At 39.5% G+C, this 26,517-nt stretch carries 23 protein-coding genes; 5 read left to right on the top strand and 18 right to left on the bottom strand.

Annotated elements, in window-relative coordinates; translation table 11 throughout:
- Nucleotides 1-83: 83 nt before the first annotated feature.
- Entirely contained in the window at nucleotides 84-1,796 is a 1,713-nt protein-coding gene (locus tag MHB65_RS14965; RefSeq protein WP_342440896.1) for a methyl-accepting chemotaxis protein, read from the bottom strand.
- Between the two features lie 197 nt (nucleotides 1,797-1,993).
- On the opposite strand from MHB65_RS14965, the gene MHB65_RS14970 reads away from it, so the two are divergent.
- The 3 genes from MHB65_RS14970 to nspC all read left to right on the top strand — a co-directional run bounded on the left by MHB65_RS14970 (nucleotide 1,994) and on the right by nspC (nucleotide 4,982).
- Nucleotides 1,994-2,200, top strand: a complete 207-nt coding sequence (locus tag MHB65_RS14970; protein WP_205444218.1) for a hypothetical protein — start codon at nucleotides 1,994-1,996, stop codon at nucleotides 2,198-2,200.
- A 416-nt stretch (nucleotides 2,201-2,616) separates the two neighbouring features.
- On the top strand, nucleotides 2,617-3,846 hold the full coding sequence (locus MHB65_RS14975) for a saccharopine dehydrogenase family protein (RefSeq protein ID WP_155591447.1): 1,230 nt from the start codon (nucleotides 2,617-2,619) through the stop codon (nucleotides 3,844-3,846).
- Nucleotides 3,843-4,982: a carboxynorspermidine decarboxylase gene (gene nspC / locus MHB65_RS14980; RefSeq protein ID WP_342440897.1), complete on the top strand. Its 1,140-nt coding sequence runs from the start codon at nucleotides 3,843-3,845 to the stop codon at nucleotides 4,980-4,982. Before MHB65_RS14975 ends, nspC begins: the two co-directional genes overlap by 4 nt.
- A 105-nt stretch (nucleotides 4,983-5,087) precedes the next feature.
- Here nspC and MHB65_RS14985 read toward each other — a convergent pair whose 3' ends face one another.
- The 5 genes from MHB65_RS14985 to mce form a co-directional block, all read right to left on the bottom strand.
- Complete coding sequence (locus tag MHB65_RS14985) at nucleotides 5,088-5,576, bottom strand: chemotaxis protein CheW (protein ID WP_342440898.1); 489 nt, start codon at nucleotides 5,574-5,576, stop codon at nucleotides 5,088-5,090.
- A 23-nt stretch (nucleotides 5,577-5,599) separates the two neighbouring features.
- A complete protein-coding gene (locus MHB65_RS14990; RefSeq protein WP_342440899.1) occupies nucleotides 5,600-6,715 on the bottom strand; it encodes a M20/M25/M40 family metallo-hydrolase in 1,116 nt (371 codons plus the stop codon).
- A 135-nt stretch (nucleotides 6,716-6,850) separates the two neighbouring features.
- Nucleotides 6,851-7,804: a hypothetical protein gene (locus MHB65_RS14995; protein ID WP_342440900.1), complete on the bottom strand. Its 954-nt coding sequence runs from the start codon at nucleotides 7,802-7,804 to the stop codon at nucleotides 6,851-6,853.
- A gap of 107 nt (nucleotides 7,805-7,911) precedes the next feature.
- Entirely contained in the window at nucleotides 7,912-9,459 is a 1,548-nt protein-coding gene (locus tag MHB65_RS15000; protein WP_205444227.1) for an acyl-CoA carboxylase subunit beta, read from the bottom strand.
- A 5-nt stretch (nucleotides 9,460-9,464) separates the two neighbouring features.
- Nucleotides 9,465-9,878 carry a methylmalonyl-CoA epimerase gene (mce, locus tag MHB65_RS15005; protein ID WP_342440901.1) on the bottom strand — a complete coding sequence of 138 codons (414 nt, stop codon included), beginning with the start codon at nucleotides 9,876-9,878 and terminating at the stop codon, nucleotides 9,465-9,467.
- 125 nt (nucleotides 9,879-10,003) lie between these two features.
- On the opposite strand from mce, the gene prli42 reads away from it, so the two are divergent.
- Nucleotides 10,004-10,099: a stressosome-associated protein Prli42 gene (gene prli42, locus MHB65_RS15010; RefSeq protein WP_205444229.1), complete on the top strand. Its 96-nt coding sequence runs from the start codon at nucleotides 10,004-10,006 to the stop codon at nucleotides 10,097-10,099.
- Nucleotides 10,100-10,120: 21 nt separating this feature from the next.
- On the opposite strand, the gene MHB65_RS15015 is transcribed toward prli42, so the two are convergent.
- From MHB65_RS15015 to MHB65_RS15060, 10 genes are all read right to left on the bottom strand, one after another.
- Complete coding sequence (locus tag MHB65_RS15015) at nucleotides 10,121-11,131, bottom strand: aromatic acid exporter family protein (protein ID WP_342440902.1); 1,011 nt, start codon at nucleotides 11,129-11,131, stop codon at nucleotides 10,121-10,123.
- A 151-nt stretch (nucleotides 11,132-11,282) separates the two neighbouring features.
- Nucleotides 11,283-11,723: a BrxA/BrxB family bacilliredoxin gene (locus MHB65_RS15020; protein ID WP_205444231.1), complete on the bottom strand. Its 441-nt coding sequence runs from the start codon at nucleotides 11,721-11,723 to the stop codon at nucleotides 11,283-11,285.
- Nucleotides 11,724-11,884: 161 nt separating this feature from the next.
- Entirely contained in the window at nucleotides 11,885-12,982 is a 1,098-nt protein-coding gene (meaB, locus tag MHB65_RS15025) for a methylmalonyl Co-A mutase-associated GTPase MeaB (protein ID WP_205444232.1), read from the bottom strand.
- Complete coding sequence (scpA, locus tag MHB65_RS15030; RefSeq protein WP_342440903.1) at nucleotides 12,982-15,135, bottom strand: methylmalonyl-CoA mutase; 2,154 nt, start codon at nucleotides 15,133-15,135, stop codon at nucleotides 12,982-12,984. Before scpA ends, meaB begins: the two co-directional genes overlap by 1 nt.
- Nucleotides 15,132-16,835 (bottom strand): methylmalonyl-CoA mutase family protein, encoded by a 1,704-nt coding sequence (locus MHB65_RS15035; protein WP_342440904.1) that lies wholly within the window; start codon nucleotides 16,833-16,835, stop codon nucleotides 15,132-15,134. The genes scpA and MHB65_RS15035 overlap by 4 nt, the downstream gene beginning before the upstream one ends.
- Before the next feature lie 121 nt (nucleotides 16,836-16,956).
- Complete coding sequence (locus tag MHB65_RS15040) at nucleotides 16,957-18,294, bottom strand: dihydrolipoamide acetyltransferase family protein (protein ID WP_342440905.1); 1,338 nt, start codon at nucleotides 18,292-18,294, stop codon at nucleotides 16,957-16,959.
- Between the two features lie 171 nt (nucleotides 18,295-18,465).
- Complete coding sequence (locus MHB65_RS15045) at nucleotides 18,466-19,449, bottom strand: alpha-ketoacid dehydrogenase subunit beta (protein ID WP_016993882.1); 984 nt, start codon at nucleotides 19,447-19,449, stop codon at nucleotides 18,466-18,468.
- The gene (locus MHB65_RS15050) at nucleotides 19,449-20,465 is read right to left on the bottom strand and encodes a thiamine pyrophosphate-dependent dehydrogenase E1 component subunit alpha (protein WP_205444237.1); all 1,017 of its coding nucleotides are present in this window, start codon (nucleotides 20,463-20,465) and stop codon (nucleotides 19,449-19,451) included. The genes MHB65_RS15045 and MHB65_RS15050 overlap by 1 nt, the downstream gene beginning before the upstream one ends.
- 86 nt (nucleotides 20,466-20,551) lie before the next feature.
- Nucleotides 20,552-21,979, bottom strand: coding sequence for a dihydrolipoyl dehydrogenase (lpdA, locus tag MHB65_RS15055; protein WP_342440906.1), 1,428 nt, complete (start codon nucleotides 21,977-21,979; stop codon nucleotides 20,552-20,554).
- 177 nt (nucleotides 21,980-22,156) lie between these two features.
- On the bottom strand, nucleotides 22,157-23,251 hold the full coding sequence (locus tag MHB65_RS15060; protein WP_205444240.1) for a Glu/Leu/Phe/Val dehydrogenase: 1,095 nt from the start codon (nucleotides 23,249-23,251) through the stop codon (nucleotides 22,157-22,159).
- Nucleotides 23,252-23,638: 387 nt separating this feature from the next.
- Between MHB65_RS15060 and MHB65_RS15065 the strand changes: the two genes are divergently transcribed.
- Nucleotides 23,639-23,875 (top strand): DUF2627 domain-containing protein, encoded by a 237-nt coding sequence (locus tag MHB65_RS15065; protein ID WP_004231186.1) that lies wholly within the window; start codon nucleotides 23,639-23,641, stop codon nucleotides 23,873-23,875.
- 47 nt (nucleotides 23,876-23,922) lie between these two features.
- Here the strand turns inward: MHB65_RS15065 and MHB65_RS15070 are convergent, their stop codons facing one another.
- Both MHB65_RS15070 and MHB65_RS15075 read right to left on the bottom strand, forming a co-directional pair.
- Nucleotides 23,923-24,651 (bottom strand): glycerophosphodiester phosphodiesterase, encoded by a 729-nt coding sequence (locus MHB65_RS15070; RefSeq protein ID WP_342440907.1) that lies wholly within the window; start codon nucleotides 24,649-24,651, stop codon nucleotides 23,923-23,925.
- A complete protein-coding gene (locus tag MHB65_RS15075; RefSeq protein WP_342440908.1) occupies nucleotides 24,644-26,215 on the bottom strand; it encodes a FapA family protein in 1,572 nt (523 codons plus the stop codon). The genes MHB65_RS15070 and MHB65_RS15075 overlap by 8 nt, the downstream gene beginning before the upstream one ends.
- Nucleotides 26,216-26,517 lie beyond the last annotated feature (302 nt).

Consider the following 26,517-nt stretch of genomic DNA (forward strand, 5'->3'; position numbering starts at 1 on the left):
CTCACCTTCGCAAAAGAAAAATCTTAATGCTAGTTTACCATCTAAGCAGTAGAAGCAAAAGACAGCATGTCCTAATCTTTCTATTATTCTTTTAATTTAAACGCTTTTACATGCTGTTCAAGTGTGTGTGCCATATGATTTGTTTCATTAGAACCTTGTGCTACCTCATCAATGCTTGCAGTTGTTTGCTGTGCCGCGATGGTAATCATATTCATTGTTTCTTCTATATCTCGAATGGATTCCGTTAATTGTTGAATCATTTGCACAATGCGTGCTGATTTTTCATTTTCAGCAGTCATGGCAGTAGAAATAGTAATCATTTCTTCTACTGTTGTGGCCACTGCTGTCGAAATATTCCCTAAAGATTGTGCTGTTAGACGCACCGTCTCCGTCCCTTTTTCAATATATTGCGTATTATCATTCGTAGATGACATAACCTGCTGAACATGCTTCATTATATCCTGAATAAGCTGTTCAACTTGTAATACCTCTTGATTAGATTGCTCAGCAAGCTTGCGAACTTCCTCAGCAACAATCGCAAAGCCTTTACCATGCTCCCCTGCTCTAGCCGCCTCAATGGAAGCATTCAGAGCTAGCAAATTTGTTTGTGATGCGATGTTCGCAATAGACGTTGTAATCGTTTGAATTTTCGTTGCAGACGTGACTAAGTTTTCTACTGTTTGTCGCACCTCACCTGATCCACTATGAATCAATGCCATATCATTGCTTATATCTTTCGCTAGTCGCTCACCCTCTGTTGCTAATTCCATCGTTTGTCGGGCATTATCAGCACTGTTATTGGCATTGCTTTGAATCATTTGAAGGTCCCCTGCTAAGGAAGTAAGAACATCTGTCGCATTTTCAGCATGGTGCATCCCTGCCGTCACAGCACTTGTCACTTCTTCGATATTATTGGCAACACCTTGAATAGTATTGCTCATATCGTTCAAGGTGGAAGCGGTTTCATCCGCGTTGTTCGTCAACGTATTGGAAGTGGAACGCATCGTCATAATCATATTTTGTAAATTAGCCGTCATTCGATTTAATGTATTCGCTAAATCCGCTACTTCATCTTTACTGTTAATTTTTGTTTCAGGTACAGCTAAATTCCCATTCGCAATTTCTTTCGCCTGCTGAATGAGCACACTAATCGGTCTTACTTTACGACGGATTAAAAAGCCTGTAATGATGGAAGCGATTAGCATAGGGAAAATACTAATTAATATTCCATTACGTACAACATCCCACGTTCGCTCCTTTACGATATTGGCATCAAAGTCGATGACACTAATGGCAATAATCTCTTTACTAGAATCATGGTCTTTAAAAATAGGGGCATAGCCAGATAAACGGTCCATCCCTGCAAAGGTATAAGGCTGTGAGTATGTCGGATGCTTATGTGTAAGCAACATATCAATCGCTTCTTTGTCTAAATGAAATTGATCACCAGGAGCAAAGCCTTTTTCAGCCAAATGATCATCAAGCGCTAATAATGTACCATCCAATGCTAGAATATATTGTGTTTGGAAAATATCTTTATGGCCTGTTGTCCAGTTTAAATCATTCCCGATGCGTTCCTGTACAGCTCGATCGCCTTGAATGGCCTTGTCCAATTGTTCTGGATTGATCAAACCTGTCGTAATATTGGCACAGCCATAGGCCTCTACACCAGCAGCATCATATAATTTATTGTAAGCAGTTATGTATGTAGCGAACGAAGTAATCCCTAGCATCACCACTAAAATACCAGCGATAATCGTTCCAAGTTGAAAAGTTAATGAATTACGTAATTTCACGATTCATCCTCTCCCCTTTCTTGTAATAATCTATGAATATTCCCTTTTGTTTTTCATCATACTACAAAAAGATGTATTAAAAAAGCATCTTTAATTATTCTAGTAAGATAAAAACATTGGATAAAAGTTCTGAATTGTGCGATAATTGAAGTAAATCATCATGAGCATTACCAATTCATCTAATAGGAGGGCTTGCTATGAATAAACGCTTTCATTTTATATCGATTGTTACAGGAAACTTGTTAACAATAGGAGCTATTTTTATTTATGCCTTGCAAAGTCAAGTGGATGTAGCCCTCAGCACGTATGCTCTTGTGATGGGTTTTTTAAGTACATTACTGGTGGTTTTCTTCTATATATGGGGAGAAGAAAAGCAACAAGTATCCAATCGTTTTTTGAAATAATATGTATCATTTGTCAGTAGCACGTTTAATGTGGTTGATTCCTTCCCTTTCTATATGCAAAGGGATTTTTTTATGTAAAGATTTAGTCGCGTGAATCAAAAAGTAAGTCAGAAGAGATACTATGTCATACCATTCATTTAGAAAATTAATTATTTGATGTCGTGGAATTGAGATTAAACCTCACCAATTATTCGGGTCTATAAAACAGCTATTTCCATCTATTTTTACTAAAATGGCTTCTTAGATTTATTCACAATTCCCTCCTTTTCCGAGGTATTCCCCTCCGTATACGTCTAATTGTTGTAGAAAAATAAAATTTTTTGTAGAAAATTTTAAAACAATGATTGAGTAGTATATCAATTTTCTGTATAATCAGCTTGTTTGACAATACTTTATATGAACTTGGGGGTAGACAATTGGGTAAAGCATTGATTATCGGAGCTGGCGGAGTTGCCAGTGTTGTGGTACACAAGTGTGTTCAAAATTCGGACGTATTTGAGGAAATTTGTATCGCAAGTAGAACTGTTTCAAAATGTGACGCTCTAAAAGAAAAACTTGACGGCGGAAAAACAAAAATTCATACTGCACAGGTAGACGCAGACAATACAGAAGAGGTTATTGAGCTTATTAAAGCTTTCGGACCAGATGTTGTGATTAACGTGGCCTTACCTTATCAGGACTTAACGATTATGGATGCTTGCTTAGCGACAGGTGTGCACTATGTGGATACTGCAAACTACGAGCCACCTGAAACGGCAAAATTTGAATATAAATGGCAATGGGCTTATAAAGAGAAGTTTGAAAAAGCTGGCTTAACTGCACTACTTGGTAGCGGTTTTGACCCAGGTGTAACAGGCGTTTTCACAGCTCATGCACAAAAACATGAATTTGATGAAATCCACTATATCGATATCGTGGATGCCAATGCGGGAGATCACGGTTATCATTTCGCAACAAACTTCAACCCAGAAATTAACATTCGCGAAATTACAGCGAATGGTCGTTACTGGAAAGAAGGCGAGTGGGTTGAAACAGCACCACTTGAGAAAAAAGAAGTGTATAACCTACCGGAAATCGGACCAAAAGATATTTACCTTCTATACCATGAAGAACTGGAATCACTTGCAAAAAATATCAAAGGTTTAAAACAAATCCGCTTCTGGATGACGTTCTCTGAAAAATACTTAACACACTTAAAAGTATTAGAAAACGTAGGTATGACATCAATTGAGCCAATCGAATTCGAAGGACAAATGATTCAACCAATCCACTTCCTTAAAGCGGTATTACCTGATCCAGCTTCACTTGGACCACGTACAAAAGGTAAAACAAACATCGGTTGTATCATTCGCGGTCTAAAAGATGGCAAAGAAAAAACGTATTATGTGTACAACGTATGTGACCACGAAGAGTGCTACAACGAGGTTGGTTCACAAGCGATTTCTTACACAACTGGCGTACCAGCTATGATCGGTGCAATGCTTGTGATGAACGGTGAATGGCGTAAACCAGGTGTTTGGAATGTGGAAGATTTCAATCCAGATCCATTCATGGATGCATTAAATAAATGGGGTCTACCATGGCAAGAAAGCCATAACCCAGAATTACTTGACCTTGATTTAGATGCAAAGGAATTAAGCCGATGAAACCAATTGATTTTTCAAAAGTTCCATCCCCTTCTTATGTAGTGGATGAGCGATTATTAACAAAAAATCTTGAGCTTTTAAAATCAATTCAAGATCGTACAGGCTGCCGTATTTTATTAGCCCTTAAAGGCTTCTCAATGCATTCAACTTTCCCGCTAGTAGGGGAATATTTAGCAGGTATTACAGCAAGCTCACTGCATGAAGCACGACTTGGCTATGAAAAAATGGGCAAGGAAGTACACGTTTATGCACCTGCTTATATTGAGCATGAAATGGACGAGCTTCTAGGCTATGTGGATCACGTCGTATTTAACTCATTTAACCAATGGGCTCAGTTCAAGGATAAAGTAAAATCTACTGGTAAAACAATTGAATGTGGTATTCGTGTAAATCCTGAGTACTCTGAAATTGAAACAGCTCTTTACGATCCTTGCTATACGAATTCCCGTCTTGGAACGACTTTGGCTAACTTTGATAAATCACAGCTTGACGGTATTGATGGCTTACACTTCCATGCGATGTGTGAACAAAATTCTGATACATTAGAGCGTATTATTGAAGTGGTTGAGGAAAAATTTGGTGATGTTTTACACCAAATGAAATGGTTAAACTTCGGTGGCGGTCACCATATTACGCGTGATGATTATGATGTAGAGAAACTTGTAAACATCATTAATTATATTCAAGATAAATACAACCTGCTTGTTTATCTAGAGCCAGGTGAGGCAGTAGCCCTAAATACAGGTTATTTAGTAGCAACGGTGCTTGATATTCAAGAAAATGGAATGGATCTTGCTATTTTAGATACATCAGCAACATGTCACATGCCTGATGTACTTGAAATGCCTTACCGTCCAATGATTATTGGTTCTGGCCAAGCAAATGAATTAGCACACACATATCGCTTAGGTGGACTAACATGTCTAGCTGGTGATGTGATTGGCGATTATTCGTTTGAACAGCCATTAAAACCAGGTGATCGTCTTGTATTCACAGATATGGCTCATTATTCAATGGTGAAAAACCATATGTTTAACGGTGTCAACTTACCATCTATCGTTTCGTATAACGATGAAGAAGGCATTAAGGTTATCCGTGAGTTTAAATTTGAAGACTACAGTGGTCGTTTGTCTTAATGACATGCGAAAAGCCCTTCCAGTTACGCTGGAAGGGCTTTTTATTATGCATAATTTTTAGAAAAAATGAAAGAGTTTTTCACAAATATGAAAAACGTAGAGTGCCTAAGACTCTACGTTTTCTTTTTCATTTTCAAGCATTTTGTGTAAATAATTGATGATCTCACGAATGCCGTCTAATGAATTAACTAGTATTTTTGGATCAACATACGTAATCATTCGATTTTCGAGATTAGCTACAGCAGTAAAGTAGCGTGTTTTACTATAATTGACTAGACCCAATTGCTGAAGTACTGATTCATCGAAATCAAGAATTTCACGGGCTTCTGTGACAAGTAATCCATAATTGACCACATCTGTATTCAACACAATGATACGAGAAGTTGCTGGATTCGATGAGCGGTTGTACAGTATGCGTTCAAAATCAAGAACAGGTACAAGCTCACCACGAATTCTTGTAAAGCCTAGAAGATAATTAGGTAAATGAGGAATAGGTGTTACATGCTCTAATTTTTCAATTGAAATCGCTTGCTCCACCGGCACAGCATACTCCTCTGTCCCACAAGCAAAAACGACTGCTTTGACACTTTCCATAGGGTCACATCCTTATTCGACTGTTAGTTTTTCGCCGATTCTTTGACGATTTCTACTAGTAAATCTGCTAATTTTTCAAGCTCTTCTACTGGTATTTTTTCATTCGTTGTATGGATATCCTCGTATCCAACAGATAGATTAACTGTCGGAATGCCAAAACCTGCAATCACGTTTGCGTCTGATCCACCACCTGAAATGCCTAGTGTCGGTGTACGGTCAATATTGCGTGCAGCAGTCATGGCTACTTGAACTACTTTATCCGTTTCTGTTACACGGAATCCTGGGTACATCAGCTTCACTTCTACTTCAGCACGTGCACCTAATGACGCTGATACTTGTTCAAATGTTTCCTGCATATGCTTTGTTTGCGCATCCAATTTAGCTTTGTCTATTGAGCGTGCTTCTGCAAGGATTGTCACTTCGTCACAAACAATATTTGTCGCTTGTCCACCTTCAAAACGTCCAATATTCGCTGTCGTTTCTTCATCTAAGCGGCCTAGTTTCATTTGAGCAATGCATTTTGATGCGACTGTAATAGCAGAAATTCCTTTTTCTGGAGCTACTCCCGCATGTGCCGTTTTACCGATAATTTTCGTGAAAATTTTCGCTTGGAATGGCGCCGCTGTCACGATGCCGCCAACTTTGCCATCACTATCCACTGCAAAGCCATATTTTGCTTTAATGTTAGCTGGATCTAACTCTTTAGCGCCAACAAGGCCGCTTTCTTCACCAGCTGTAATGATAAATTCAATATCTCCGTGTGCAATATTTTGCTCTTTTAAACGTTTGACCATCTCAAATAATGCTGCTAGTCCTGCCTTATCATCAGCACCTAAAATCGTTGTACCGTCGGATACGATATAGCCATCTTCACGTAGAGAAGGTTTGATGCCTTTTCCTGGAACAACGGTATCCATATGAGAAGTGAAGTAGATTGGCTCCACATCCAATGTGCCTTTTAATGTAGCAATAATATTACCTGCCCCATGTCCATTACGTGTATGTGCATCGTCTTGGATAACTGAAAATCCGAGTGCAGTTAACTTATCTACAAGAATGGGTGCAATTAGCTGTTCATGTTTTGTTTCTGAATCAATTTGTACGAGCTCAAAAAACTCTTCTACTAAACGACTTGTCATGTTGTAAAACTCCCTTAGTTTACGTGTTTTTCCACGTTATAGTATACATATTATTTTAGCACAACGTCAGAAGAGTTGAAATCATTGAACAATCCTACCAAAATAAAAAGTCTGAGAAAAATTCTCAGACTTTCCTTAGTGATTGAAAATACGCTCTTTTTCTTTCTCTAATGATTGTAGGTAGTCTACTGCTTTATGATGCTTATCTTGTAAGCGCCAAATCGTATTATGTACATCATCCTGAACACGTGATACCTGTTCTCTTGCTGTTGAGATTTTAGAATGAACAGACCATGCTGAAAAAATATCATCAAAAAAGTAGTCAGCAAACTTAACAAAGCCATCTGTTTCAACATGTAGCGATTTCGTAGACATTTCTTGAACATCCACTAACTCATTATGAAAACGTTGTAACGCAATTTGTGCACTGTGTAAATAGTTTTCTGACTGATCCAGTGCATCATGCTTTAAGTGAGTTGCGATGAGCCCTCCACCAAAAAATGTATCCCATGTAGAATATCCACTGGCTGAATGGAGTGAAGCTGCTGCTTGCCCTAGCCTCGTTAGGGCTACTTCTCCCGCTTCCTCTGCCTCTTGAATTTCAGTGATGAGTTGTTTTGTCAGCATTTCCTCATGTGCTAACTGCTCTAGTCTCTCAGCTTGGGCAGCGTCATGAATTTGTAAATACGCCTTCTTTTGAAGATAAATCTTTTGCAGTGATTGCTGTAACGCTCTTTCATCAATTTGGGCTAACTGATTCATCACTTGTACGCTGTCTTCTGTTAAATCTGTTTGCATTTTCATTGCTTCATTGAGCTTTAATTCAAGTACTGCCGCCTTATCAATTTTTTCTGCCCTCAGTTCATCCTGTTGCCCTGTCCACGTACGAATCATATTCATAAATGAAAAACCATCTAATTTGTCAAGCTTGGATCGAATTTGATGGAGTGCTGCCGTATGGTTGTCTATTTCCTGTTGTGTATGTTTAATCTGTCCATCAATTAACTGATTTTGTTCGTTTAATCTAGATGCTTTTCTAAGTTGTGCATGAATCTTTTCTTGCGCTGTTTGTAATTGCTGCCATTCCATTCATCTCAACTCCTCTTATCTATCAGTACGGATGACAAACAAAAATGTTTCACTTTTTGGCAATGAAAAACCTAGCAACTTATGAGCTGCTAGGCTTGTACTACTATTTATAGAGGAATATTACCGTGTTTTTTCTCTGGACGTGTTTCATGTTTGTTTGACAGCATATCAAGTCCTTGAATCAGCTTGATACGTGTATCTCGTGGATCGATGACGTCATCTACCATACCGCGAGATGCAGCAACATATGGGTTCGCAAATTTTTCTTTATATTCTTCAATTTTTGCTGCACGAGTTGCTTCTGGATCATCTGATTTCGCGATTTCACGGGCAAAGATGATGTTCGCTGCTCCAGCAGCACCCATAACAGCAATCTCAGCGTTTGGCCATGCAAATACAAGGTCAGCACCGATTGATTTAGAGTTTAAGGCAACGTAAGCGCCTCCATAAGCTTTACGTAAAATCACTGTAATTTTTGGTACAGTTGCTTCTGAATACGCATAAAGAATTTTCGCACCATGACGAATAATGCCACCATGTTCTTGTTTAACGCCTGGGAAGAAGCCAGAAACGTCTTCAAATGTGATGATTGGGATATTGTATGCATCACAAGTACGGATGAAACGAGCTGCTTTATCAGAAGAATCAATATCTAAACCACCAGCAAGTACTTTTGGTTGGTTACAAACAAGTCCAACTGATTCACCAGCAATACGTGCAAAACCAACTACTACGTTTTTCGCAAACTCTGCGTGAACTTCCATAAATGAACCTTCATCTACTACTTGCTCTACAACTTTACGTACATCATATGGACGTGTTGTTTCGATTGGCACTGTATCTACGATTTCTGGGCGGTAGTCATCCCCTTCAGGTCGTGCTTGGCGAGGTGCCTTTTCTTTATTATTTTGTGGTAAATAGCTTAATAGTTTCTTAATTTCATCAATCGCTGCTTCTTCAGATGGAGCGCGGAAATGAGCATTCCCACTTACCGCATTATTTACTTTCGAGCCACCTAAATCTTCAGCAGAGATTTTTTCTCCCGTTACCGTTTCAATTACTTTAGGTCCTGTAATAAACATTTGAGATGTTTTATCCACCATTAGGATAAAGTCTGTAATGGCTGGAGAATAAACAGCTCCACCAGCACAAGGTCCCATAATAACAGAGATTTGCGGGATCACACCAGAATAAATGGCATTGCGGTAGAAAATATGACCGTAGCCATCTAGTGAAAGAACACCCTCTTGAATACGTGCGCCACCTGAGTCATTGATGCCGATAAATGGTGTACCGTTTTTGGCAGCTAGATCCATCACTGTTGCCATTTTTTTCGCGTGCATTTCACCAAGCGCTCCACCAAACACTGTGAAATCTTGAGAGAATAAGTAAACTGGACGTCCTTTAATTTTACCGAATCCAGTTACCACACCATCACCAGGTCCCTCCAACTTATCCATTCCGAAGTCTACTGTACGGTGTGTAATAAATGGGTTGATTTCAAAAAATGTACCTTCGTCTAGCAATAAGTCTATGCGCTCACGAGCAGTAAGTTTCCCCTTTTCATGCTGTTTATCGATGCGATCATAGCCACCACCAAGTTCAATTACCGTCTTACGATCATACAAGTCATTGATTTTGTCGAACATATCCATACTGATCACTTATCCCCTTTTCCACTTTTATCACATAATTCATATAACACCCCAAATGAGGATTTAGGATGCATAAATGCAACCTCTGCCCCTCCAGCACCTGGTCCTGGCTCTTCGGATAATAGACGTACACCTTTTTCACGAAGCTCTGCCATTCGCTCACGAATTCCTGTTACACCGAACGCAACATGGTGAATTCCTTCTCCACGTTTTTCAATAAAACCATGAATGGCACTTTTATCACTCATCGGTTCTAATAACTCAATTTTCACGTTACCTGCGTCGATAAATGCCACACGAACCTGCTGAGATTCTACTTCTTCCACTTTCATCAACTTTAAGCCTAAAATTTCTGTATAATATGTAATGCGTTCATCAAGATCGCGCACCGCAATCCCAATATGGTCTACTCTCTCCATGGTGACATCTCCTTCTGTTATGGTACATACTCTATTTTACAGACTTTTTTGTCAAAACTCTACTACTTGAGAAATTTTTCAGATTTGCTAAACTATTTATAAGAAAAGAAGGAGCGAACGAGCATATGAGTAATAAAAAATTTCAAAAAATCGTTGTTTATAGTATGATCGCAATTATGCTAATCTCATCTCTAGCATTCGGATTATCTATGATAGTTTAAGACAAGCATGAGGCGTCCACACTACTGTGGGCGCTCTTTTTTAACCTTTAACCCTTTAAATGACTGCTTTATTTCTAAATACCTGTCCATTTCCTCTATAAACTGATAGAGTGCTGCCTGGGCGATAAATTGCTCATGGCTTTGTGGTAAAGGAAGTTGAGAAAAATCACGCTTAACATTGTCGAGCTTTTCACGATAATGACTAGCCGTATTTCCCGAATGAACATGCTCTCCAAGGTCTTGTAAAAAATCTGCCACAATTTCAGCCTCTTGTACTATAACAGGTAATGTTGTCACTTTGGGCAGTACTCTTTCGATAATTTCTAGCTGTTGCTCACGCATATCGAAATAAACATAGTAATCATTTTTACGTCTCATAAAATGGTTTTCAACATCTTTAAAGGCCAATGATTTTGCCTCTTCAAGTGCCCTGATTGCTTCTATGATTTCGTGCCCGTTCCACAGCGTATCTCCTTGCCGTAAATAGCTGGCAATTTCTAAAAAAATCTTACTATATAACTCCTCAATTTTAACTCTGTAGTAATTTAATTCCTTTTGAATGTCTGGCATATACATATTAATGGCAATCCCTGTTCCATAACCGATAGCCATCAACGCTAATTCATTATAAACAAGTGTCAATGAGTAACCTTCAGCAGCGTAAATATGCATAATAATGACGACACTGGAGATAAATCCGTCCGCAACCTTTAAAGACACAATGGTTGGTATGAACAGTATAAGCATGCCCGCTAATGTAAGCGGATGATAAGCAAATAACTCAAAGCTTACGAAGGCAAAAAGCATTGCCACAATACTTGCGACTAGTCGTGTATAGGCTGCATAAATGGATTTCTTTTTTGTTGGCTGCACACATAATATGGTCAGAATACCAGCAGATGCATATGAGGCTAAATCAAAATACTGCGCAATGGCAATAGCAATGGCCGCACCAATTGCTGTTTTTAACGTTCGATAGCCGATTGAAAACGTCTTCAGGCCGACTGCCTCCCATCCTTTAGTACTCTTCACTCATTTAGCTAATTATTTAGCCAATATTACGAAAATTTTAACGATAATGAAACTATCTACTCATGATGAATAGTAGGAAGCCTACATAGACAACATGATCTATGAGGCTTTTCTACTTCATTTGAATGATTTTTCTTATGCAAGAAAGGACTTAAAGCTCGTCACAATATTCTTCAAAGTTTGCTTGTAGGTTTGTCACAACCGACATTGGGTCATGCCCTTCAATTTCATAGCGTCCCACTTCTGCGACTACTTGTCCATCTTTTAATAGAACGAATGATGGTGATGAAGGTAAATGATCTTCTCCAAAATGATAACGTGCCGCTGCAGTCGCTTCTTTATCTTGCCCTGCAAACACTGTGACTAAATGGTCTGGACGTTTATCATAATGAACGCATTGTGCCGCTGCTGGACGAGCGATCCCCCCCGCACAACCACATACTGAGTTCACCATTACTAATGTTGTACCTGGACGAGCAAACGCCTCTTCTACAGCTTCTGGTGTTTGTAGTTGTTCATAACCAGCTGCCTCAATTTCAGCACGTGCTGTTTTTAAAATTTCCTGCATAAATAAATCGTAATCCATATTCATATAGCGATAGCTCCTTTCAAGTTCGCGCCAATATAGTGATATTTCATATAGTAGGTTTTTGACGCTTATCCATCTCTTATCATAGCAGTTTGCAACGAATTTGTGCACCTACTTGCTCATCACAATTCAGTTGAATTTACTTAGATGACAATAAGACTCGTTTACTTGTCTTCCTGCTCTACGCTAAATAAACGATCAACACCTTGTGTGACAGTCAATTGTCCACTTAAAATTTGACGTTCAAGCTGTTGTACTTGTGCTTTACGCTGCGGATTCCCATAAAATAGATCAATTAAATGATCGGTAATCATCGATTGGAACCACTCTTTTGTTTGTTGTTGGCGCCGGGTAGCCCAATAGTGATTTGCTTCTACAATTTGCTTGAATTCTCCAATTGTATCCCAAACCTTATCAAGACCCCTTTTTTCTAATGAACTAACAGGCATGGCAGTTGACATCCAACCAGGTGTAGCTGGCTGTAAAAAATGCAAAATTTGTTTATACTCTGCAACCGTTTTTTTGGCAAGACGAATATTATCACCATCCGCCTTATGCACAACAATCGCATCTGCTAATTCCATGATGCCTTTTTTCATGCCCTGCAATTCGTCCCCCGCTCCTGTTAAAACAAGAAGAAGGAAGAAATCAACCATACCACGGACATAGGTTTCACTTTGTCCGACACCAACTGTTTCAATTAAAATCACATCATAGCCTGCAGCCTCACAAACTAACATCGTTTCCCGCGTCTTTTTGTGAACACCCCCTAGGGTACCTGCCGATGGGGATGGACGCACAAATGCAGTAGGTTTTTTGACGAGCTCCTCCATTCGGGTTTTATCGCCAAGTATACTCCCCCCTGATAGAGAAGAACTCGGATCAATGGCTAGGACAGCAACTCGTTTTCCCATGTCACAAAGCTTTGTGCCGAAAGCCTCAATGAATGAGCTTTTCCCTGCTCCTGGCACACCCGTTATGCCAATTCGGATACTATTACCTGTATGTGGAAGAAGCTCCTGCAATAGTTCTTGTGCTTGCACTTTATGTGTAGCATTGGAACTTTCAATGAGGGTAATGGCTTTTGATAAATGTGTGCGAGAGCCCGCACGTACTTGTTGTGCAAGCTCTCCTACATTTAGACTGTCTGCCTTTTTCTTTCGGAATTTTTTGGGTGTACCATATTGCATCCCGTCGTGAGTTGCCTCTACTCCGTCCATGACAAATAGCGCACTGTCTTCGATTCCTTTATTTTTGTCCATTATTCAGACACTTCCTCGTAGCCTAAACGTTTGTAGATTTCTTCAATAATTTTTAGTGCAGAAACAGGGATCACTGTACCTGGACCGAAAATGGCTACTGCGCCTGCATTATAAAGGAAATCATAATCTTGTGCTGGTATAACCCCACCCACAATAATGATAATATCCCCACGACCTAGTTTTTCAAGCTCTGCAATCAATTCAGGCACTAATGTTTTATGACCTGCAGCTAGTGAAGATACCCCGATAACATGGACATCATTTTCAACAGCCATTTGAGCTGCCTCAGCAGGCGTCATAAATAATGGTGAAATATCTACGTCAAAGCCTAGGTCCGCATAGCCTGTTGCGACTACCTTCGCGCCACGGTCATGTCCATCTTGTCCCATTTTGGCAACTAAAATACGTGGACGACGCCCCTCGTTTTCAAGGAATTCTTCTGTCATTTGTTTCACTTCTGCAATTTGCTCCTCATCCGAGAAGTTCGCAGAGTAAACACCTGAAATCGAACGAATCACGGCCTTATGACGACCAGAAATTACTTCGATAGCATCAGAGATTTCACCTAAAGAAGCACGAGCGCGCGCTGCATCCACTGCCACGGCTAGTAAGTTTTCTTCTCCATCTTGAGCAGCTTTCGTTAAGCGAGCTAAATGTTTCTGAACTTCCGCTTCATCACGAGCTGCCTTCATCGCCTCTAAACGTTCGATTTGTTTTTGACGAACAATTGTATTATCGATATCCAAAATATCAATTGGCTCTTCTTTTGTTAAGCGATACTTGTTCACGCCCACAATCGTTTCTGTTTTAGAATCGATTTTCGCTTGACGTTTGGCTGCGGCTTCTTCAACCTTCATTTTTGGAAGGCCCGTTTCAATTGCTTTGGCCATGCCCCCAAGTGCTTCTATCTCTTCGATTAACGCCCAAGCAGACTTCGTAATTTCTTCTGTTAATTTCTCCACGTAATATGAACCACCCCATGGATCAATGACTTTTGTCATCGCTGTTTCCTCTTGTAAAAATAGCTGTGTATTACGTGCGATACGTGCAGAGAAATCAGTTGGAAGTGCAATCGCTTCATCTAGCGCATTGGTATGAAGGGATTGCGTGTGTCCCATGGAAGACGCATTTGCTTCGATTAATGTACGTGCCACATTGTTAAATGGATCTTGCTCAGTTAAAGACCAACCAGATGTTTGCGAATGGGTACGCAAAGCTAATGTTTTCGGATTTTTTGGATTAAACGTTGACATCATTTGGGCCCAAATACGGCGTGCTGCGCGCATTTTAGCAACTTCCATGTAATAGTTCATACCAATTGCCCAGAAGAATGATAAACGAGGTGCAAATGCATCGATATCAATACCTGCTTTTAATCCTGTTCGTACATATTCCAAGCCATCTGCTAACGTATAGGCAAGCTCAATATCATTTGTTGCGCCTGCTTCTTGAATATGGTAACCAGAAATCGAAATAGAGTTAAATTTTGGCATATATTTCGCTGTATATTCAAAAATATCTGCAATGATTTTCATTGACATAGCTGGTGGGTAAATATATGTATTACGCACCATATATTCTTTTAAAATATCATTTTGAATGGTACCTGCTAATTTATCTGGCGTTACCCCTTGTTCTTCTGCTGCCACAATATAGAATGCAAGAACTGGTAATACTGCACCGTTCATCGTCATCGAAACTGACATTTGGTCTAACGGGATTTGATCGAAAAGGATTTTCATATCCTCAACAGAGTCAATGGCAACCCCTGCTTTCCCTACATCCCCAGTTACACGTGGATGATCAGAGTCATAGCCTCGGTGTGTTGCTAAGTCAAACGCTACAGAAAGACCTTTTTGCCCCATTGCCAAATTTCGTTTATAAAAGGCATTGGACTCTTCAGCAGTTGAGAAACCGGCATATTGGCGAACCGTCCATGGACGTGCTACATACATAGTAGGGTATGGCCCACGTGTATTGGGCGCAATTCCTGCCACATCGTTTAAGTGTTTAGCCTCTTTGATATCTTCTTTTGTGTAAATATCTTTAATTTCAATTCCTTCATTTGTCATGAACTTGTCGTCAGACGCTTGAGGTGTTTCAGCTGTTAAAACTTTTTCTATTTCTACTGCATTAAAATTTGGCTTGCTCATCGTTGGACCTCCTTCATGCTCGCAAACACGGACTGTAATTTTTCGATGATGTTTTGTCCTGCGAAAATAAAGCCGTTTAAGCCATCTGCTAACCACGCTTCTTCTTCGTCTTTAAATTTACCCGCTACATCTACAAGCACATTCGCTGGTTTATCAGCTAAAATGGCTGATACAAGTGCTTTTGTATCATCATCACTGCCCGCAATCACTACATACTTAGCCTCTGTAGCCTTCAACCAAGCTAGTGCCTCTTCCACAGTCGTCACTGGCTCACTTTTTTCTGGTACAAGACCGACTGTATTTAAGAAGCCCGCTACAAAATCGGCACGTGGTTTAGAGCTTTTTAATGATCCTAATGCCAAAATACCTGTTTTCACATCAGCGGCTGTCATGTCTGCACGTAATTCCTCAAATGGAGCAGCAATACGCTTAATGTCAGCAAACAATGGATTTGTGTCATGTTCAAGTACATCTGCTGGATTTGCATAAATATTCGTTCCAATTAATGATTGCTTCCGTGTTTGTGCAGCTTTGATACGCTTTTGATAGGATGCTTCCACTTCTTCTGCAAGCTTGCCAGAAGCCGTGTATTCATCAATACCGCCAGCTGTCTCAATGTCTAAAAATAATGCCCAAGCTTCTTTCACAAAATCTGCTGTTAACGACTCGATAAAGTAAGAGCCCCCTGCTGGATCTGTTACTTTCAAGACATTTGTTTCTTCTTTTAATATTAATGACACATTACGAGCAATACGAATCGATTGATCCGTAGGCTTCGTTAACACATCATGTGGATGAACCGTAAAGAGATCGGCACCACCGATTAAACCAGAAAGCGCTTCATTTGAAGAACGTAATAAGTTCACATACACATCTAATTTAGAAAAGCTTCTTAATGATGTTTCAGCAACCGTCGGGATTTTCACATCATCTGTGACGCCATAAGCGGATGAGAACGCTTTCCAAAGTACTTTAAAAGCACGCAATTTCGCAATCTCCGTAAAGAATTGTGTATCAATAGCAAAGGATACAAAAAACTTCTTCGAAAATGCTGCAAAGCTTTCTTCCTGTTGTGCAAATTTGGCTGCTAATGCAAGTGCATAGGCTAATTCTTGTACAGCGTTGGCCCCTTCATTATGGTAAACCGTTGTGTCTGCACTGACTGAGCGCACGTTCGGAAATGCAGTCAAAGTGATAGGGTCTTTCGAAATAATGTAACCTTCAATGGCTTCTTGTTGATCTACTGCAATGTTGTCGAATACTGCTAATAATGGGTCTTTTGAATCCTCGATAGTAATTTTAAACGAATATTCTGAGAAATATGATGCTAATTTGACCAATACTTCTTCTGTCCAAGCAAAGCTCACTCGGCTATCAATCGTAATAACTTCATTGCCTCGAGCTAAACTATCTTCAAGCTGTGCAAAAAAAGCTTCGCTTGAATCAGCGTGAATTTGCTGTGCCACCTGAAACACTGGACCATTTTGTAGGGAACGGATTGTGGCAACTTGTAAATCAAGCTCTTCTCCAAGCTTAGCTACTAAACTTTCTTGCGTGTAAAGCGGCTGTAGTGTAACACCTTCATTTGTTTTTGTGAATAGTGACTCAAATGGTTTCCCTTTTAAAGCTTTGATTGCTGCATCTTGCCAGTCTGAATAGGCTGGTATTTCAAATTCAATATTTTTCATGTTGTTTGACATGCGGACGCTTAATCAGCTTCCCCCCTTAGTAGTTTCTATTTGTTATTCTACATGACAAATTGCGACTCGAAAAGCATAAAAAAAATCGGAAACCCTTATACAGCAGGTTTCCGACGAGTCATCAGTAGACTGACGTTGAAGATTTATTTGTATTTTCGAGTATTTCTTTCACTCTATTTAGGAATTTACCACAGACAAGTCCATCAAGCACACGATGATCTAAAGATAAACATAAATTCACAATATCACGTGCAGCAAACATTCCACCTGGTAAAACAACCGGTTTTTTTACAATACTTTCCACTTGAAGGATTGCTGCTTGTGGGTAATTAATGATGCCCATTGATTGAACAGAGCCAAATGCACCTGTATTATTCACTGTAAATGTACCACCAGTGATGTCATCCATTGCTAATTTCCCTGTACGGACTTTGATAGCCAGTTCATGGATTTCTTTAGCAATTCCTTTAATGGATTTTTCATCTGCGTGTTTTATAACAGGTACAAATAAGGCATCATCCGTTGCTACTGCAATCGAAATATTGATGTCATGTTTTTGAATAATTTTATCTTCTGCCCACATAGAATTCAGCATCGGGAATTCCTTTAAAGCTTGAGCAACCGCTTTTACAAAGAAGGCGAAATATGTAAGATTAAAGCCTTCTTTTTGCTTAAATTCATTCTTTAAGCTATCACGATAAGTGACTAAATCTGTTACATCGACTTCCATCATCATCCAAGCATGCGGTGCTTCATGAACACTTTTCACCATATTATTCGCAATGGCACGACGGATCTTCGTCACTGGAATTTCGATATCTCCTGGATGAACCGGTGGTACAGGTGCAGCTGCTTTTTCCACTTGTTGCTGAGGCGCTGATGTAGGCGCTGATGCTGTTTGAACAGCTGTTGGTGCTGGTGCCACATCGTTTGCCGTTGGGATATTACCCGTTTCAATTAGCTTTAACAGGTCTTTTCTTGTAATACGACCACCCTCGCCAGTTCCTGTTACAAGGTCTAATGCAATATCGTGCTCCTGTGCAAGTCGAAGAACAGCTGGTGAGTAACGCACTTTACTCGTACGTGCCTCTTTTGGTGCAGCTACTGGAGGTGCCACCTGCTGTGGTGCCTCCTGTTTCTTTTGAACACCTGCATTTAAAATAGCCGTACTTACTGCCGATTTTTTTTCAGGTGGCGGTGCTGGTAATTCGCCTTCTCCTGCTATTTCAATCGAGCATACGACTGCCCCAACTGGTAATGTCTGACCTTCTTGTGCAAGAAGCTCCGTAATAACCCCTTCAAATGATGAGGGGATTTCAGCATTTACTTTATCTGTAACAACTTCTGCTAATGGATCATATTTTTTTACTGTATCTCCAGGCTTTACAAGCCATTTTTCAATTGTACCTTCTGTTACACTTTCGCCGAGCTGTGGCATTGTAATATTTTGAACCGACATCCTTTATTCCTCCCATCAATTAAGCCTAGGCGTCATTGTACCTGATGCAGCGCTAAAAACATTAAACGTAGATAGGCAATTAGACAGATTTTGACTTTCTTGTGTTCAAAGTCAAAATCTGTTGTTCCGTCTGAGGCTTTCTCTTTTTTCATTCAGCCTTGTTGTGATCTATTAGAACGCAGCAAGTTCTCGCATAGCACGTTCCACTTTATCAGGATTAATCATGAAATATTTCTCCATCGTTGGTGCATATGGCATGGCTGGCACATCAGGTCCTGCTAGACGTTGAATTGGTGCATCAAGCTCAAATAAACAATGCTCTGCAATAATTGCTGCAACCTCACTCATGATACTACCTTCTTTATTATCCTCTGTGACAAGCAATACTTTACCTGTCTTACTTGCAGCCTCAATGATTGCTTCTTTATCGAGAGGGTAAACTGTACGCAAGTCAAGGATATGAGCAGAAATACCATCTGCAGCTAGGCGCTCTGCCGCTTGTAGAGCAAAGTGGACAGCTAAACCATAGGTAATGACTGTCACGTCATCTCCTTCACGTTTTACATCTGCTTTACCAATCGGCAACGTGTAATCATCAAGTGGTACTTCCCCTTTAATTAAACGATAGGCACGTTTATGTTCGAAAAATAATACTGGATCTTCATCACGAATAGCAGCTTTCAGCAAACCTTTTGCATCATATGGTGTTGATGGAATGACAATTTTCAAACCAGGCGTACCGGCAAAAAGTGCTTCAACGGATTGTGAATGGTATAGTGCCCCGTGAATACCTCCGCCAAAAGGTGCACGGATAACCATTGGACAAGTCCAGTCATTATTAGAACGGTAACGAATTTTAGCTGCCTCTGAGACGATTTGGTTGACAGCTGGCATAATAAAATCAGCAAATTGCATTTCAGCAATCGGGCGCATACCGTACATCGCAGCACCGATTCCTACACCAGCGATCGCACTTTCTGCAAGAGGTGTATCAAGCACGCGGTATTCACCGAATTGATCGTATAGTCCAGTAGTAGCTTTAAATACACCGCCCTTACGACCAACGTCCTCTCCTAAAATGAAAACTCGTTCGTCACGTTCCATTTCTTCTTTCATTGCTAATGTAATCGCATCAATATAAGACATTACTGCCATTACATGTCACCTCCGTCCACTGGTGCATAAACATATTTAAGTGCATGCTCTGGTTGTGCATATGGAGCCGCTTCTGCATAATCAGTTGCTTCATTTACTTCTGCCATGATACGCTCTTCGATTTCAGTACGTATTGCGTCTGTCATCACGCCAGCATCCATTAAATACTTTTCAAATAAGACAATTGGATCCTTTGCTTTACCTTCTGCAATATCTTCAGCCGTACGGTATTGACGGTCATCATCATCTGATGAATGGGCTGTTAAACGATATGTTACTGTTTCGATTAAGCTTGGACCTTCCCCATTACGTGCACGGTCTGCGGCCTCTTTCACCACTTTATACACTTGTAACGGATTTTTCCCATCAACTGTCACACCTGGCATCCCGTAGCCAATCCCACGATCAGATACTTTTGCACAGCCTAGTTGACGTTCCACTGGCACAGAAATAGCATATTGATTGTTTTCTACCATAATAATGACTGGTAGCTTATGAACACCTGCAAAGTTTGCTCCTTCATGGAAGTCCCCTTGGTTGGATGAACCTTCACCAAGTGTAACGAATGAAACAAAATCTTCTTTTTGTAGTCGTCCAGCAAGTGCAACACCAACAGCATGTGGAACTTGCGTTGTAACAGGAGATGATCCTGTTATAATACGGTTTTTCTTTTGCCCAAAGTGACCAGGCATTTGACGACCACCAGAGTTTGGATCTTCTGCTTTGGCAAACGCAGATAACATCAATTCTCTCGGTGTCATACCAAAATGTAAAACAACACCCATATCACGATAATATGGTGCAATATAATCCTTATTTTTATCAAGTGCAAAGGCTGCTCCAACTTGTGCTGCCTCCTGGCCTTGACAAGAAATTACAAACGGAATTTTACCAGAACGGTTTAGTAACCACATACGCTCATCTAATCTTCTGGCCATTAACATTGTTTCGAACATAGCAAGTACATCTTCATTTGACAAACCTAAATCTTCATGTTTGATTTGAACATCTTGCATACGAACACCCCTTTCGTATTATAGAGAAATAACTATCTTATCCTATATCCCCACATTTGGATATGTTAGTTATGAAATTCAGAAAATTAAAAATGGATAGCACGATCATCCACTGCAAGAGCAGATTCCACTAACACCTCATTTAAGGATGGATGTGGATGAATAGCCTGACTTATTTCCCATGGTGTTGCATCTAACACTTTCGCTAAGGATGCTTCTCCAATTAAATCTGTCACATGTGGCCCTACCATATGAATACCCAAAATATCATCGGTTTCTTCATCAGCAATAATTTTGACAAAGCCTTCTGTCTCTCCATTTACTAATGCTTTACCAATGGCTTTAAACGGGAATTTACCAATCTTTAATGAAAATCCTCGTTCTTTAGCAGCACTCTCTGTTAAGCCAATGCTGGCAACCTCTGGATAGGAATAAACACATTTTGGTACTTTCAAATCATCCAATTTCTCTGTTTTCCCTGTTGCTATATGCTCAATAGCTGAAAGCCCTTCATGAGAAGCAACATGTGCTAATTGTAAGCCACCAATCACATCTCCTATGGCATACATATGAGACTCTTTCGTTTGATAGGAATCAATCACTTTAATAAAGCCGTTTTCCACTTCAATCTCTGTATTTTCTAAACCAATATCCTGCGTATTCGCCTCACGGCCTACACAAAGTAATAATTTATCAGCCTCAAAGATTTCTTCTTTATCATTCACTTTCGCTGAAATGAAAACGTTATCATTTTCAATTTTGAATGTATTTGTATCTAAGCGAGCATTCGTAACAATACGAACTCCTCGTTTTTCAAGTTGTTTCGTCACTTCTTTAACAATGTCCGCATCTTCCGCTGGTAAAATGGATGGCCCATATTCTACAACTGTTACATATACACCAAAATCGCATAGCATAGATGCCCACTCAATTCCGATAACACCGCCACCAACGATTAGCAATGACTTTGGTAAATTTTCTAACGCTAAAGCATGATCGGAATTTAGCACATATTGCCCATCTACCGTTAACCCTGCCATACCACGAGGCTTTGAACCCGTTGCAATGACAACATTTGTTGGAACAAGCATTTCATTTTCATCGCCATTTGACATTTCTACAGATATCGTACCCGGCATAGGTGAGAAAATAGATGGACCCAAAATTCGCCCTGTACCATGATAAACATCTATTTTGCCTTTTTTCATCAGTGTATTCACACCCTGACTTAATTGCTCAACGATTGCTTGTTTTCTCGCTTGAACTTTGTCAAATTGTAATGTCACACCTTCAATATCGACACCATATTCGCTAGCTGTTTTATTCGCCATACGATATACTTCTGCACTTCGAAGTAAGGCTTTACTTGGAATACAGCCTTTATGCAAGCAAGTACCACCTAAACGTTCACGCTCTACAATGGCTGTTTTCAAGCCTAACTGAGCAGCTCGGATGGCTGCAACATACCCACCTGTACCTCCACCTAAAATGACAACATCATAATTTCGAGCCATGTTTATTCCCCCTATTGAGAAAAGTGCTAAAGATTCTATTAAACAATTACCAAGCCATTTTTAGCAGTCAGTCCGTGTCCTAGAATATCTTTAGCTTTACTTCATTAATGCCCTATTTCTTGTTGAAAATAGAAGAAGTCGACAATGCGACTTCTCATCATGTATCAACCGTGTAAATTAGCGACCGTGTAAAATATTTTTTTCATTTTTTAAGAATTGGCTGCGCGATTTCGCTACGCGAGCGATACGTTCCTCAGCTAAGCGGTTCGCTGCCACATATGTTGGAATGCCATCTCGTTTTGAAATAGCAAAGATTTTTTCAATACTATCGTAAATGCCATCAACGCGTTTCATTGCACGTTCTCGATTATAGCCATATAATTCATCTGCAACGTTAATCACGCCACCAGCATTGATTACATAATCTGGTGCATAGACGATACCTAATTCATGTAGGTAGTCACCATGACGTGAATCTTTTAATTGGTTATTAGCAGATCCAGCAATCACTTTCGCTTTTAATTGCGGAATTGTTTCATCATTTAAAATTGCACCTAGTGCACAAGGTGAGAAAATATCAACTTCTTGCGCATAGATTTCATCTGGTGCCACTGCAATTGCATCGAAGTCATTCACAACTCGATCAATGGCTGCCTGATTGATATCTGTTACAACAAGTTTTGCTCCTTCATTATGTAAATACTCGCAAAGCTTGTAGGCTACATTTCCAAGACCCTGTACAGAAATTTTTAATCCTTCTAGTGAGTCAGAACCGAATGCTTCTTTTGCAGCTGCTTTCATACCACGGTAAACACCATAAGCTGTTACTGGAGATGGATTACCTGAAGAACCGAATGCAGGAGAAATTCCTGTTACATAATCTGTTTCCTCATGGATTAAATCCATATCCGATACCGTTGTACCTACGTCTTCAGCTGTGATATAGCGGCCATTCAATCCATGGATGAAACGACCTAACGCACGGAACATCTCTTCATTTTTATCTTTAAATGGGTCACCAATAATGACCGTTTTTCCACCGCCAAGGTTTAAACCAGCTGCAGCATTTTTGTAAGTCATTCCTCGTGCTAAACGTAATGCATCTTCAATTGCATTTTCTTCTGACGCATATGTCCACATACGTGCTCCACCTAGTGCTGGTCCAAGTGTTGTATCATGGATAGCGATAACCGCTTTTAACCCTGATGCTTCATCTTGGCAAAATACCAATTGTTCGTAATCATACTTTTCCATATACTTGAAGATTTCCATGAAACTCGCCCCTTTGCTTTGGAAAGTGCATCCCCAAATGCCCATCCAATCAAGTTTTATCTAACAATCACTTCTTCATAGCGTCCTCACTCAGCAAATCCTGAGCTCCTCTTATTCAGTAGGTGTTTAGACCCTAATACTTGAAGAAGAAATTGTTTAGTAATGGATAATATTGCTCCACTTATTTTTACAATACTGACAAATTCACAATTTCGCAACTATTATTACATATTCTTATTTAAGTAAGAATTTTCTAAACATTCTGTTACAATCACTACTTTCTGTCCTGCCTCGTTTTTAGGCAAAAATATTATATTGATTTATACCCTTCCTTGACATTCCACCATCCACAGGTACAATTAATCATAGGAATAAGGAGGGGTATGCATGGCCCGTTTAGCTGCATTTATTGTAATGCTTATTCCAGGTCTTATGGCTGCAGGTGGCATTAAATTTATGCGTGATACATTATTTGGTAAGCTCATTTCACCATTCCCATTTTTATGGCTACAATTTGTAGTTGGTGTCATTTTCTTCGTAATAGGCTTTGGGTTTTTCGCTGGATTTTTACTGCATCGCGATCGAAAAAATGGAAAAGTAGCACCACGCTTCCAAAAAAAATAAAAATAGCTATCCATATAAGTCACGCAAGACTTACTGGATAGCTATTTTTATACTCGTTGCTGTGTTGTGATGACTTTATCAGGATAATCCGTAATCCAACCAATGACAGAAGGATGCGGGTTGGTTAAAAATGATTCTGAGCCATCAATGGCATAAAAACGACATGCTTTTTCACTTGTAACACAGGCCTCCAAGTATCTTGGCTTGTAGTACCTTTTATGCATATGCACACTATCAGCGGCTTTATAATCAGCTAGAAGATCCCATTTTATTTTTTTCGTGGCAATAAGGGCCGTTTCAAATTCAGGTCTCTGCTTTTTTACGATCTCTAAAAGCTCATAGTGAAAGGATGAAAAATGACTACCCTCTGGCGGCGCTAAGCCTCTTAGGAAATGAATGAGCCCACTCTTATTATCCAGGATCGTTGATTTTAATTCAATATTCAATGGCATCTGCTGTGTATTTGCCCATGCTAAAACTGCCTCAAACGCTGGCATTTTATACGACGAAAATAGACGTCTCCAAGGCTTGCCAAGTTTAAAGCGCAGAAGCTCCTCCATCGTACAATCACTTACCAATTTATTCGTGCCTACTAACCTCGATAACTGTGGATCATGATACACTACAGGTAATCCATCTTTTGAGAATTGAATATCTAGTTCAATCCCATCGGCCCCTAGCTCTAATGCCTTTTCAAAAGCTTTAAAGGTATTCTCTAATGCATAAGCAGAAGCTCCTCGATGTGCAAAAACAGGAATAAAAGCTACCTTAGACATTTAACTCACCGAATTCTAGCAGGAATTTGCCATTCGTCATCTTGCTTAATAAAGATGATTTTCTACCAATTTGAATATAAGTTCCAGGATGGGCCTCTTTTGTCACAACAATCTCTTCTTTCCCTACATGACGCATTTCATCCATTAATAATTTAATTTCACGATCTAATGTAATCGCTTCGGCCTTTAATTTAGTTAAGGCTTGCTTTGTTACTTCAAATGAGGCTGATTGTTCTTTCGACATTTGATTGAGGAAAGGCAATAAATTTTTCATGCTATTCTCATGTGCTGAAATCTCTGTCTGCAATTGTTTTAACTGTACTGCTTTTTCTTGCATCACGGAGTTATTCTCCTGCTTATTAATACTTTCTATTATCAAATCTGTTCGACGCTCTAATCGGTTCCCTGAAATGGCCGTAACAATCGTATTTTTAGCTACTGCACGCCCCCCAATAATTTTACCTTTTCGTTCGTCCACATAAATAGAATGAGCAGAAAGCTGTGATCCTAGTGCATAAAAACCAATATGAATACTATTAGCAGCAAATAAATTTGCTTCATTCACATGTTTAACAAATATATTGCCACCTGCTTCTACCACTGTTGAACCAAGCCCAAAGATTCCACCACGAATATAGACATCACCTTCAATGGATTTAATAAGCTTGGCACCGCTTACACCCTCCGCTCCCTCAATGGAAATATCACCAGTCGCAATAACCGTATAGCCATTTGTTACTGTACCTTTAATACTGAGTGAACCATTAAATTCAAGGTTACCTGTTTCCACTCCAACATCACCATTTATAGGAAGGTGTCTGTTTACACCAATCATGCCTTTGACATCATCTAAAACGCCAGCGATTTTCGAGCGAATGACTACTTTTCCGTCTTCTTCCACTTCATAGGCCGATTTTGTATCATATTTGATAGGATAATCTCGTCCAGGTACAGCAGCAACTACTTGACCTAGCACATTTTTCCCCGGTTTACCTAATGTAGCAGGAATCTTTTCACCTAGCCAAGAGCCTTCTGAAATTTCCGAAATAAAATTCATATCATAGTAATCCGCTTTACCGTCTTCACGAATGACCGGCTTTCTCTCTGGTTTAGGTAAGTATGTAATTTGTGCATCTATTCCCGCTATAGGTTGCTCTCCTTGAGCAATTAAAAATGCTTTTCCTGGTTCAGCCTTCAATATATCAAAATCCAATATTCCGTGCACAATTCCATTTTCATTCAATGTTTCTCGGATTTGTTGTGTTAATTTCTCTTTATTATTTTGAATATATTCAAGCGTTTCATATATAAAAACAGAGGCTGACATCTTATCACGTGCCACTTCTGCTTCAATGTTCGGAAGCCAGCGTCCAATTTCAACAGGATTGGTATTCTGGGTTGATAACACATTTTTTAAAATTGAAAAATTAGATAATTTCAGTCGTGGATGACTACGTAGGATGCTATCAAATTCTTTTAATGGGAAACCAGCGCTAAAAGTAAGCATATATACCTTGCCATTTTCCTCAGAAATTTCGAAGTTTTCATTTCGAACTAGAATCAAGCTACCTCCTCCTTCCCTCTATATGTAAGTATATACAATCCACTTACTTTTGTTTAGAGACCATTGTCACTACCGAGAAAGAAAATAGTACCACTTAATCATTAAAACATGAGACGATATTTTATTATTCATAAAGAAAAGTAGGTATTTAACGCTACTAAATTTCTTGTTTTTGAGTTTTTTTATTAAAATTACCGATAAATTCAAAGTAATTCCATTAGGCTATTTTGAACAAATGATCTTCCAAGGACAGATATCTTGGTTGCTTCTCGCTAAACCATCATTTATATTAGTTCTTTTTA

Source organism: Lysinibacillus sp. FSL K6-0075 (genome assembly GCF_038592945.1).
Lineage (GTDB): Bacteria > Bacillota > Bacilli > Bacillales_A > Planococcaceae > Lysinibacillus > Lysinibacillus fusiformis_F.

Coding starts and splice junctions, on each gene's coding strand:
- MHB65_RS14970 (WP_205444218.1), top strand. CDS start 1,994: ATGAATAAACGCTTTCATTTTATATCGATTGTTACAGGAAACTTGTTA.
- nspC (WP_342440897.1), top strand. CDS start 3,843: ATGAAACCAATTGATTTTTCAAAAGTTCCATCCCCTTCTTATGTAGTG.
- MHB65_RS14985 (WP_342440898.1), bottom strand. CDS start 5,576: ATGGAAAGTGTCAAAGCAGTCGTTTTTGCTTGTGGGACAGAGGAGTAT.
- MHB65_RS14990 (WP_342440899.1), bottom strand. CDS start 6,715: ATGACAAGTCGTTTAGTAGAAGAGTTTTTTGAGCTCGTACAAATTGAT.
- MHB65_RS14995 (WP_342440900.1), bottom strand. CDS start 7,804: ATGGAATGGCAGCAATTACAAACAGCGCAAGAAAAGATTCATGCACAA.
- MHB65_RS15000 (WP_205444227.1), bottom strand. CDS start 9,459: ATGGATATGTTCGACAAAATCAATGACTTGTATGATCGTAAGACGGTA.
- mce (WP_342440901.1), bottom strand. CDS start 9,878: ATGGAGAGAGTAGACCATATTGGGATTGCGGTGCGCGATCTTGATGAA.
- prli42 (WP_205444229.1), top strand. CDS start 10,004: ATGAGTAATAAAAAATTTCAAAAAATCGTTGTTTATAGTATGATCGCA.
- MHB65_RS15020 (WP_205444231.1), bottom strand. CDS start 11,723: ATGAATATGGATTACGATTTATTTATGCAGGAAATTTTAAAAACAGCA.
- meaB (WP_205444232.1), bottom strand. CDS start 12,982: ATGGACAAAAATAAAGGAATCGAAGACAGTGCGCTATTTGTCATGGAC.
- scpA (WP_342440903.1), bottom strand. CDS start 15,135: ATGAGCAAGCCAAATTTTAATGCAGTAGAAATAGAAAAAGTTTTAACA.
- MHB65_RS15035 (WP_342440904.1), bottom strand. CDS start 16,835: ATGTCAAACAACATGAAAAATATTGAATTTGAAATACCAGCCTATTCA.
- MHB65_RS15040 (WP_342440905.1), bottom strand. CDS start 18,294: ATGTCGGTTCAAAATATTACAATGCCACAGCTCGGCGAAAGTGTAACA.
- MHB65_RS15045 (WP_016993882.1), bottom strand. CDS start 19,449: ATGGCAGTAATGTCTTATATTGATGCGATTACATTAGCAATGAAAGAA.
- MHB65_RS15050 (WP_205444237.1), bottom strand. CDS start 20,465: ATGCAAGATGTTCAAATCAAACATGAAGATTTAGGTTTGTCAAATGAA.
- lpdA (WP_342440906.1), bottom strand. CDS start 21,979: ATGGCTCGAAATTATGATGTTGTCATTTTAGGTGGAGGTACAGGTGGG.
- MHB65_RS15060 (WP_205444240.1), bottom strand. CDS start 23,251: ATGGAAATCTTCAAGTATATGGAAAAGTATGATTACGAACAATTGGTA.
- MHB65_RS15065 (WP_004231186.1), top strand. CDS start 23,639: ATGGCCCGTTTAGCTGCATTTATTGTAATGCTTATTCCAGGTCTTATG.
- MHB65_RS15070 (WP_342440907.1), bottom strand. CDS start 24,651: ATGTCTAAGGTAGCTTTTATTCCTGTTTTTGCACATCGAGGAGCTTCT.